This window comes from Nocardia asiatica NBRC 100129 (genome assembly GCF_000308415.1).
Classification (GTDB): domain Bacteria; phylum Actinomycetota; class Actinomycetes; order Mycobacteriales; family Mycobacteriaceae; genus Nocardia; species Nocardia asiatica.
Genome location: NZ_BAFS01000001.1, coordinates 24910 through 34122, shown reverse-complemented (window position 1 = coordinate 34122; position 9213 = coordinate 24910). Strand labels below are relative to the sequence as shown.

Genomic DNA, 9213 nt, shown 5'->3' with positions numbered 1-9213 from the left:
GCTCGCCCTCAAACGACTCCGGCTTCCGACATCCAAGCCGGCGCACACTGGAACCTCCGAGGCAACACGGGTGATCGCGTAGGACAAGGCCGCCGGGTCCGAGGGCGAGCGGGGAGACGATCACCACATTGGGACGCCGGCAGGTGGGCTCGGCTGCTTGCGGGACTGCCCACGGGGCGTGTTTGCGTCGCTTCGCGGTGGCTATCCACGGGGCAGGAGGTCGAAGAGGCGCGCCATCCTGGCCGGCCCGGCCTCCGGGCAGTGAAAGGAGGCAATACCTGATGACCACGGTCAAGGACATGCTCGCCACCTATCCGGCCGACCTCGGCGATGTCGATCGCGACAAGCTGACCAGGTGCATCGAGGAATGCATCGCCTGCGCCCAGGCGTGTACCGCCTGCGCGGATGCCTGCCTGTCGGAGGGCATGGTCGGCGAGCTCACCAAGTGCATCCGCACCGACATGGACTGCGCGGATATCTGCAACGCCACCGCATCCGTCCTGTCCCGGCACACCGGTTACGACGCCAACATCACCCGCGCGATCCTGCAGGCGTGCGCCACCGCCTGCAAAGCCTGCGGCGACGAATGCTCCGCCCACGCCGACACTCACGAGCACTGCCGCGTGTGCGCCGAAGCATGCCGCCGCTGCGAGCAAGCCTGCAACGACCTCATCCGGGCGCTCGGCTGAACGGCCCCACCGCCGGATCACCGCCGACCTCACCGACACAGGTCGTCCGACATCTTTCTACGTGCGCGCTCGCGAGGTAACCGCATCACATACCGTCCGGATCAGGCCGCCGATGATCACGGCGAACCACGCCGTTCCGACGGTGAACAGCGGCGCGGGTCTTGCTCATGCGGCCGGTGATGGCTTGCACGGTGCTGATTCCGTGTCCGACGATGGCGCAGCTCGGCCGCGGAGTGCCGGAGTCTGGTATCTGGTCGATGACCCGGTGGAAGCTGTCGAGGTCGTCGAGCCGGGCCGCAGTGCCTCGGCCGGCGTAGCGGTGTCATCGCTCGATACGCGCACACAGATGCGTGCCGGTGTTACCGACCTCCTGCTCATCGGTCCGATTACGTCTTCGTGAGTGGGCACAGGGTGCGTCGGTGTAAGCCGACCGGCGGGTGATGCCGGTCGGGCTCGGCCGGTCATCGCGACCTTCCAGCACCGGCGCGCAAGCTCGCACCCACTCCCAAGTGCGGAATGAATGCCGGTGTGCGGACGGCGTAGTCGGTCCACTCGCGGCCGAATCGGGTGGCGACCTCGCGTTCCTCGGCGCGTGCCAGCCGCGCATACACCACAACGAGGATCGGGAACATCACCAGTGTCGGTATGGTCGGCCATTGCAGCAGGAACCCGATCATCACCAGCAGGAATCCGTCGTACTGGGGGTGGCGCACCCGCGCGTAGGGGCCGGTGGTGGCCAACCGGCTCGCGCGGGCGGCCTCGTGCAGCGGCCGCCACGCCGCGGCGATCAGCCAGAACCCACCGCCGATAGCCACATAGCTGGCCAGGTGAAACGGGCTCAGGTGCGGGTCGCCGGTCCAGCCGGTCAGATCGTTCCACAGGTGCCCACCGGCGTGGCTGTCGCGCAGCAGCGGAAAACGCGAGCCCAGCCAGCTCCCCAGCAGGTAGATCGTCAGCGGTGTGCCGTACATCTCGGTGAACAGCGCCACCAGGAATGCGGTGTAACCACTCATCACCCGCCAGTCGCGGTTCGTGCGCGGGTGGAAGAAACTCAGCGCGAACGCCACGAACAACGCCGTGTTCAAAATGACCAACGGCCACAAGCCGTATGCCGCATCCGCCATCACGAATGTCCTCTGCCAACGATTCGCCGGTCCCCATGGACGCCGGGGCGACCACTCCTCGGGATTCAACGTCGACGATCCCCCGCCACAACGTCCGATGCCTATGGGCCAATGTCAGCGCCGAAGGGACCGAAAGACACTTCACTGCCGTGGCGCCCGCGCCTGGATGCGAGTGCCGGATCATGTGCAGCCACAGGATGGCGTTTCCGCATCGGCCCCAGCGGAATGTCGCGGCTAGCACTTCCGGTATCGCCCCAACGGTCTAGAATCAGCCAGTGCTCGGCATCGTTGTCGGCGGTTTCGATTGTCGCCAGTAACGATGGAAGGCCCTTCCCGGGCTCTAGTCGATTGTGTCGCGCCTTCCTCAACGTGAAGTCATGTTGTCCCCGGCTCCCCCTTAGGAGTTCGTCATGTCTCTACGTTCCACCGCACTTGGGCGATATGTTCCCGGCGTTGCTGTCCTGCTGTTAGTTCTGGCCGGATGCGGCGACGGTGACGAGGCCGACAAGGCCACCACGACGGCGGGACCGAGCGCACCCGCTACATCGACGACCGTCGGCACCGCGACGTCCGCGCCGGCGGCCACGTACAACGATGCTGATGTGTCGTTTCTGCAGAGCATGTATCTGCACCACGCGCAGGCCATTCAGATGGCGGATATGGTGCCCTCGCACTCGCAGAACCCGCAGATGCTCGAGCTTGCCTCGGCGGTCGAAGCCGCGCAGGAGCCCGAGATGGCACAGATCCGTTCGCTGCTCGAGGAGTTCGGCAAGCCCGTACCGTCCCCGGCTGCGGGCCCGATGGACCCGATGGGTCACGGCATGCCGGGCATGATGTCGCCGGAGCAGATGTCGTCGCTGCAGGGCATGTCCGGTGCGGAATTCGACCGGATGTGGCTCGAGATGATGATCGAACATCACACCGGCGCCGTGCGGATGGCCCAGACTGAACTCGACACCGGAGCCAACGACCAAGCCAAGCAACTGGCCGCCGCGATCGTGCCGGCCCAGCAGCGCGAGATCGAGCAGATGAAGGCAATGCTCGAGCAGAGGTGAGCGTGCGAGAAGCACCTGCCCGGCGATGACGACATCTGCCAGCGTTTCCGGCAGATCAGCACCCCGGACACGAAGGGCACTACACCCGGCAGGCAGGTGGTCAGGGTCGACCGGCGGGGATCTTCGTCGGCCAGTGCCCGCGGCCGGTGTATTCGAATTCCTGCTCGACCAGCGCAGTGCCGATAACGTGTTCCTCGGGCAGGCGGTGGCCCCCGCTCGCGCCCGTCGACCGGCCGTCTTCCTCGGCGGGCTGCGGGCGGTCCAAACGATGGAGAGCGAACGCGGCGAGGACACCGATCATGCTCAGGCCGACCCAGAGTGCCCAGTCCATCCCGGCGGCGCGCGCGGCACCGACCACGGCACCGGTGGCAAGGTTGCCGGTGAGGATGCCGACCCCGACAACGGTGTTGTAGAACCCGTAGTGCGTGGCGATCAGCCGCCCACCGGACAAGGACACGACGGTGTCCATTTCGAACGGGAACACCGCCGCAGTTCCCACGGCCAGCAACGTCGCGCAGACGAGTAGCGCGGCGGCTGCGGCCGGGACACCGAACCGATCCGGGTCCGGGACGAGCGCGAGCGGGACGAACGAGGCCGCGAGGATGCCCAGCCCGACGACCAGGCTTGCTCCGGTGCCCCACCTGTCGCGGAACCAGGCCGTGATGCGCAGCTGACCGGCGACCGCCACCAGACCGGAGATGACGAACAGCGCCGTGACCAATGCTTGCGCCTGCGCGCCCGCGACGAACTCCGCTTGCAGCGGCAGCGCGAGGTAGATCTGGAACGACAGCACGTAGGAGCCGATCATCGCTACCGCGAACCATACGAACCGGCGGTTGGTGACCACGGTGCGCCAGTCGTCGAGCACCGAGGTCCGCTCGGCGCGGATCTCGGCTCGCCGCGTCGGCAGCGCGAACAACTGCGCCACGGTCAGGATCGCGAACACCACCGCCGCGGCAGCGGCGGTCACCTGGAAGTCGAGGGCCATCAACGCCAGCCCGACCAGGGGACCGGCGAGGATGCCCGCCTGATAGAAGATGTTGAACACCGCGAACGCCTCGACCCGCCGGTCACCGGTGTCAGCGGCCAAGTAGGCGCGTACGGCGGGGTTGAACAGCGCTCCGGCGAAGCCGGTCGCGGCCGAGGCGATCAGTAGTCCCGGCAGTGAGGTGGCGAACACCAGCAGGGCGAAGCCGCCGGTGCGCAGCAGACAGCCCGCGACGATCAGCGGCTTGTAGCCCAGCCGGTCGGCCAGGGTGCCGCCGATGAGGAACATGCCCTGTTGGGAGAAGTTCCGCACACCCAGCACCAGCCCCACCGCCCAGGCCGCCAGCCCGAGCGGACCGGCCAGGTAGCCGGCCAGATACGGCATCAACATGTAGAAGCCGAGGTTGATGCCGAACTGGTTGATCATCAACAGCCGGGCGGGCAGGTCGAAGCTGCGGAATTTCGCGACAACGCTCACGAGGCCAACTCCCGCTCGCCGACGAACTGCCTGGGATCGATGACAGTGGTGGTTCGGGTCCACGACCGCACCACGCGCTCGGCGGGATGGGTGATGGTGTCCGGTTCCACTGGCGGGTCCGCGTCGAGCAGGCCGTGCTCGTCGCAGTAGGCGTCGTTGTAGATGGTGTCGAAGTAGCGGTGCGGCCCGTCGGGGAATACCGCCGCGATCCGCGTGTCGGTGTCGTGGGTGCGGGCCGCCCAGCCCGCGACCAGCGCCACCGCGCCGACACTCCAGCCGCCGGTCGCGTGATGGGTCGCCGCCAAGGTGCGGCACGCCCACACGGCTTCCGACGGCGCGACCCAGTGCACCTCGTCAAATGCGTCGTAGTCGACGTTGATCGGGTAGATGCTCGAACCCAGTCCCCGCATCAGCCGTGGCCCGGCGGGCTGGCCGAAGATCGTGGACGCCACGGTGTCGACCCCGATCAGCTTCATCTCGGGATTGAACCGGCGCAGCACTCGCGCCACGCCCGCGGAGTGCCCTCCGGTGCCGACCGCGCACACCAGTTCGTCCACCGCGCCCAGTTGTTCGACCAGCTCGAGTGCCAGCGATTCGTAGCCGTCGACATTGTCGGGGTTGCTGTACTGATCCGGGCACCACGCATCGGGCTCACCAGCCAGCAGTTCCGCGACTCGGTCGCGGCGGGCCTGCTGCCAGCCGCCGCTGGGATGTGCCTCGGCGACCACGTCGACCTGGGTGCCGTAGGCGGTGAGCATCCGTGCGACGATCGGCTCCAGACCCGGATCCGTCACCACTGTCACCGGGTGGTGGGTGGCGATCCCGGCCAGCGCCAACCCTAAACCGAGAGTGCCGCTGGTGGATTCGATGATCCGTGCCCCCGGCGTCAGATCACCGCGCTGTTCGGCCTTACGCACCATGTGCAGCGCGGGCCGGTCTTTCATCCCGCCGGGATTGAATCCTTCGAGCTTCGCCCAGAATCCCCGCCCCTCGGGCGCCAGCGGCGCACCGACCCACAACACCGGGGTGTTGCCGATCAATGATTGCGGGTAGCGGGCAGGCGCGGGCGCGGCCATCAGGGCTGATGAACGATCGGTGCGCGCGTCGAGAACGAGCTTGTCCATGACTGTCGCTTTCTGTATCGAACCGCCGGGTAGGCGGCGCGGACGTGAGCAGGGGAGCAGACACCGGCCGACACGAGACAACACGTCGGCCTGGCGCTGACCTGTCAGCGTCGAGCGATACAGAACTGCGTGAGAGTTGCCCGTCCCCCAGCGACGGGCACCCGCGAGATCGGCGGAGCACGCACCCCCCCGGGCGCGATACCCCAGGCGGCCACAGCGGCGAGCAACGCCGATGTCAGGGCGATGAGCAGCAGTGGCTGCGGCGGAAGATTCTCGGCGGCGCCGCGCACCACCGACTTGGTGACGCAGTGATCGAAGTGCGCTACGCAATGACCGTCCAGCCCATCGCCGAGCACCGCGTGGACGTGATCGCCGCCCGATGACGGCGTGAGGTGGTGGGCAACAGCACCCGCGTGCGCCGAAGCATGGATGTGCAGCTCACCGCGAGCCACCGAGCAGTTGATCAGGGGGACGACGACCAGCACCGCGGCGAGCAACGCCACCACGGAGCCAGCATGCCGAAACCGACCGAGCAACCTCACAGTAAGCCCACCGTAGCAGGACCGGACAAACCGCTCCCGACGGTGCGCGCAGCCGACGCGACGCAACGATGCCCCCAATGGGCGGCTTCGTCGATCACGCCCCATCATTTCAACCGCCATTCTCTCGCCATCAACCGATCCACCTCCCACCCTATACCCCCAAGAGGTATGTGGCCAGCATTCGGATCGCAACCGGAACCCGCACCGGGGTTACCCCTTCGGGGCACCCGCCCGAGCAAGTGCCTGTTTGCAATCCGGTTGCGGGGTATAGCAGCCCGCCATGAACGCGAAGATCATCGACTGGTCAGCCCGCTTCATCTGGATGCGGGCCTGCACAGTTGCCCAGGTCACCCGGTGGTAGATGGCGCTGATGCCGAACAGCCCGCAGGCCGTGGCCCCGTAGGCCAGCGTGGACCAGCCCGCCGTTGCCGAGATCGTCGCGGCCTTGGCGACCAATGTGATCATCCCGACCGCCGTGACGGCGACCGCCCAGGTGTGGATCCAGCCGCGCGGCCGCGGCTTGATCAGGGTCGTGCCCGCGATCGCGACCGGTGTCGCATCGGCTGTACCGGATCACTCCGGGCACGATTCACCTCCCAGTGATACCGGCAAGTAACTTACGGGATTGCAGGTTTCTGGTCATCCCGCTGGCGGTGGCCCTGGATGGGATATCTAATGCTGTCGCCGGGACGTGGCGTGGTCAGCGTGCCCGGGGTGCCACCGTGGTGGTGGTGCTGAGGCCGTGGAGTAGGACGGTGGTGAGGAAGTCGGGGGCTTGGCGGGTGCCCATGTGGCCTTCGAGGGTGAGTTCCCACGCGGTTTCGGCCAGTCCGCAGAAGGTGGAGGCCAGCCAGGTGGCGGGCATGTCGGTACGCAATACGCCCACATCCTGCCCGGCGGCCAGCAGCGCGACGGTGCGGGTGAAAATCGCTTCGGCGCGCTCGGTCGCCTCCGGCGCGCCCAGCACGTCGGGTTCGACGTAGACCAGGTTCCACAGTTGCGCGAAGGGCCGGTACTCGGCGACGAGTGTGGCCAGGGCCTGGTCGGTGAAGCCGGTGTGGGCTTCGGCGTGGGTCAGGGCCTGGTCGCAGTCGTCGAGGATTTTGGCGGCCATGGCCTGCACGAGTAGTTGGCGGGTGGGGAACATGCGGGTCAGCGTGGCGCGGCTGATCCCCGCGCGGGTGGCGATGACTTGCATCGACGCCCCGCGGTCTTTGGCTAGGACCGGGATCGCCGAATCCAGCACCTGCGCGGCAACGGTACGCATTGTTACACGAACTCCATAGGCTCATTTGACACATGGATGTCTCAATATTTACTTTCACGTATCAGTGTTTCATACTACGACGTCGCACGACACGGCCCTCAGGGCGAAGTCGGTGACAGATTGGTTCGGTGGCCATGACGATGCACCGTCGCCGGTTCCTGCAGACGACCGGCCTGTCAGCGCTGGCTGCGCTGGCGCTGTCGGCCTGCGCCGACGACGATTCCGGCACCACCGCGGCGGGCGGGCGGCGTCGGGTGATCGTCGTCGGGGCCGGGATCGCCGGTCTGGCCGCGGCCCACGCCTTGGCCGATCGGGGCCAGGACGTGGTGGTGCTCGAGGCGCGCGACCGGATCGGCGGCCGGATTTGGACCAGCCGCCGATGGTCGGATGTCCCGGTCGATCTCGGCGCATCCTGGATCCACGGCGTCGATGCCAACCCCATCACCGATCTGGCCCGCAAGGCCGGTGCGCGCACGCTGTCGACCAGCCTCGACAGCGGCACCGACTACGGCACCGACGGCGAAGAGGTCGACAAGGCCACCGCCGCGGAGATCGAGCACTGGCGCACCCGGATCGCCGAAGCGCTCACCGACGCCCAGGACGAGGACGACGACGAGACTCGGGATGCGTCGCTGCGAGCCGTGGCGGAACGGGCGGTGAACTGGCCGGCGCTGTCCGGCCGTGACAAGGCGCTGGTCGCCTCGGTGCTGGGCGACTACGAGCACGAATACTCCGGCAGCGTCGATGACCTGTCGAGCCTGTACTTCGATGACGACGACAAGATCAAAGGCAAGGACGTGCTGTTCCCGGGCGGCTACGGCGCGATCACCGACTACCTCGCCACCGGTCTGACCGTCCACACCGGACAGCTCGTCGAACATATCGACTGGAACGACAGCGGTGTCACCGTCGCCACCGGTGCTGGCACCTTCGACGGTGACCACGTCGTGGTGACCCTGCCGCTGGGGGTGTTGCAGAGCGGCGCGGTCGAATTCGGTCCCGGCCTGCCCGCCGACAAGACCACCGCGATCGAGGAACTGGGCATGGGTGTGCTCGACAAGTGCTATTTGCGGTTCCCCACCGAGTTCTGGGCCGACACCGACTGGCTGACCTACGTGCCGAGCCTGGACAAGGCCGGGCAGTGGGGGCAGTGGATCAATTACTCCCGCGCCGCCGACCAGCCGATTTTGTTGGGGTTCAACGCCGCCGATTTCGGTCGCGCCAGCGAAACCTGGTCCGACACCGACCTCGTCGCCAGCGCCATGGCGACCCTGCGCACCATCTACGGGCCCGGCATCCCCGCACCCGTCGACTACCAGATCACCCGCTGGTCGGCCGACCCCTACGCGCGCGGCTCCTACTCGTTCAACAAGCTTGGCTCCACCCCCGAGATGCGCGATGACCTCGCCGCCAGCATCGCCGATCGTGTCCACTTCGCCGGGGAAGCCACCGACCGCGCATCGTTCGGCACCGTGCACGGCGCCTACAACTCCGGGCTGCGCGCAGCCAAGGAAATCACCGGTTAGTCCGGGCCCCATAGCGGTTGTTGGGTGCGTCAAGAGGGCGCGATCAACCGCTGACGTTGGTCAACGCCAGACTCCAACCCTCACAGCCACACCGGTGCCGGGGCGATGGGTCGTGCCCGTCACTCGATCAGGCAGAGGCGGCCAGAACGCTGCACCGAACACCTGGACGCTGGCGCTTCCTTCGGCCATGACGAAACCTATTCCACGCCAAGCGGTTACACACCCCGCGAGTGACCCCGAACAGGTCCGCCACGCCCGCGACATCTCACCCGCCCCGACGCGACGGTGTCCTCCATCGCCCGCGTGCGCGGCGTCTCACGCTCCACGATCTAGAAATACGTGCCCGAGCTGGGGCCGACATCGACCACGGTGATCGACGCGCCGACGGCGGCCGCCAAACTGGAGCGGTGACGCGAGGCGG

The 9213-nt window shown here is 67.3% G+C and carries 10 protein-coding genes; 4 read left to right on the top strand and 6 right to left on the bottom strand.

Annotated features, from left to right (window positions below):
* Positions 1-281: 281 nt before the first annotated feature.
* Positions 282-689, top strand: a complete 408-nt coding sequence (locus ON27_RS00145; RefSeq protein WP_043717373.1) for a four-helix bundle copper-binding protein — start codon at positions 282-284, stop codon at positions 687-689.
* 112 nt (positions 690-801) lie between these two features.
* Complete coding sequence (locus ON27_RS00140; RefSeq protein WP_043717371.1) at positions 802-1089, top strand: hypothetical protein; 288 nt, start codon at positions 802-804, stop codon at positions 1087-1089.
* 61 nt (positions 1090-1150) lie between these two features.
* Here ON27_RS00140 and ON27_RS00135 read toward each other — a convergent pair whose 3' ends face one another.
* Positions 1151-1813: a methyltransferase family protein gene (locus ON27_RS00135; RefSeq protein WP_043717369.1), complete on the bottom strand. Its 663-nt coding sequence runs from the start codon at positions 1811-1813 to the stop codon at positions 1151-1153.
* Positions 1814-2223: 410 nt separating this feature from the next.
* Between ON27_RS00135 and ON27_RS00130 the strand changes: the two genes are divergently transcribed.
* Complete coding sequence (locus ON27_RS00130; RefSeq protein WP_083887291.1) at positions 2224-2868, top strand: DUF305 domain-containing protein; 645 nt, start codon at positions 2224-2226, stop codon at positions 2866-2868.
* 100 nt (positions 2869-2968) lie between these two features.
* On the opposite strand, the gene ON27_RS00125 is transcribed toward ON27_RS00130, so the two are convergent.
* From ON27_RS00125 to ON27_RS00105, 5 genes are all read right to left on the bottom strand, one after another.
* On the bottom strand, positions 2969-4282 hold the full coding sequence (locus ON27_RS00125; RefSeq protein ID WP_444543649.1) for an MFS transporter: 1314 nt from the start codon (positions 4280-4282) through the stop codon (positions 2969-2971).
* Between the two features lie 47 nt (positions 4283-4329).
* Positions 4330-5457 (bottom strand): PLP-dependent cysteine synthase family protein, encoded by a 1128-nt coding sequence (locus ON27_RS00120; RefSeq protein ID WP_043717362.1) that lies wholly within the window; start codon positions 5455-5457, stop codon positions 4330-4332.
* Positions 5458-5561: 104 nt separating this feature from the next.
* Positions 5562-5963 carry a putative copper homeostasis (lipo)protein LpqS gene (gene lpqS / locus ON27_RS00115; protein WP_245559721.1) on the bottom strand — a complete coding sequence of 134 codons (402 nt, stop codon included), beginning with the start codon at positions 5961-5963 and terminating at the stop codon, positions 5562-5564.
* A gap of 246 nt (positions 5964-6209) precedes the next feature.
* The gene (locus ON27_RS00110; RefSeq protein WP_306306932.1) at positions 6210-6524 is read right to left on the bottom strand and encodes a hemolysin III family protein; all 315 of its coding nucleotides are present in this window, start codon (positions 6522-6524) and stop codon (positions 6210-6212) included.
* Between the two features lie 175 nt (positions 6525-6699).
* Complete coding sequence (locus ON27_RS00105; protein WP_043717356.1) at positions 6700-7266, bottom strand: TetR/AcrR family transcriptional regulator; 567 nt, start codon at positions 7264-7266, stop codon at positions 6700-6702.
* Between the two features lie 134 nt (positions 7267-7400).
* Here ON27_RS00105 and ON27_RS00100 point away from each other — a divergent pair, with 134 nt between their 5' ends.
* A complete protein-coding gene (locus ON27_RS00100) occupies positions 7401-8792 on the top strand; it encodes a flavin monoamine oxidase family protein (protein ID WP_218002941.1) in 1392 nt (463 codons plus the stop codon).
* Positions 8793-9213: the final 421 nt, after the last annotated feature.

What these genes read in the sequence shown, in the direction of transcription:
- ON27_RS00100 (WP_218002941.1), top strand. Translation starts at nt 7,401, where the DNA reads ATGACGATGCACCGTCGCCGGTTCCTGCAGACGACCGGCCTGTCAGCG.
- ON27_RS00145 (WP_043717373.1), top strand. Translation starts at nt 282, where the DNA reads ATGACCACGGTCAAGGACATGCTCGCCACCTATCCGGCCGACCTCGGC.
- ON27_RS00135 (WP_043717369.1), bottom strand. Translation starts at nt 1,813, where the DNA reads ATGGCGGATGCGGCATACGGCTTGTGGCCGTTGGTCATTTTGAACACG.
- ON27_RS00120 (WP_043717362.1), bottom strand. Translation starts at nt 5,457, where the DNA reads ATGGACAAGCTCGTTCTCGACGCGCGCACCGATCGTTCATCAGCCCTG.
- ON27_RS00130 (WP_083887291.1), top strand. Translation starts at nt 2,224, where the DNA reads ATGTCTCTACGTTCCACCGCACTTGGGCGATATGTTCCCGGCGTTGCT.
- ON27_RS00125 (WP_444543649.1), bottom strand. Translation starts at nt 4,282, where the DNA reads ATGATCAACCAGTTCGGCATCAACCTCGGCTTCTACATGTTGATGCCG.
- ON27_RS00140 (WP_043717371.1), top strand. Translation starts at nt 802, where the DNA reads ATGATCACGGCGAACCACGCCGTTCCGACGGTGAACAGCGGCGCGGGT.
- ON27_RS00105 (WP_043717356.1), bottom strand. Translation starts at nt 7,266, where the DNA reads ATGCGTACCGTTGCCGCGCAGGTGCTGGATTCGGCGATCCCGGTCCTA.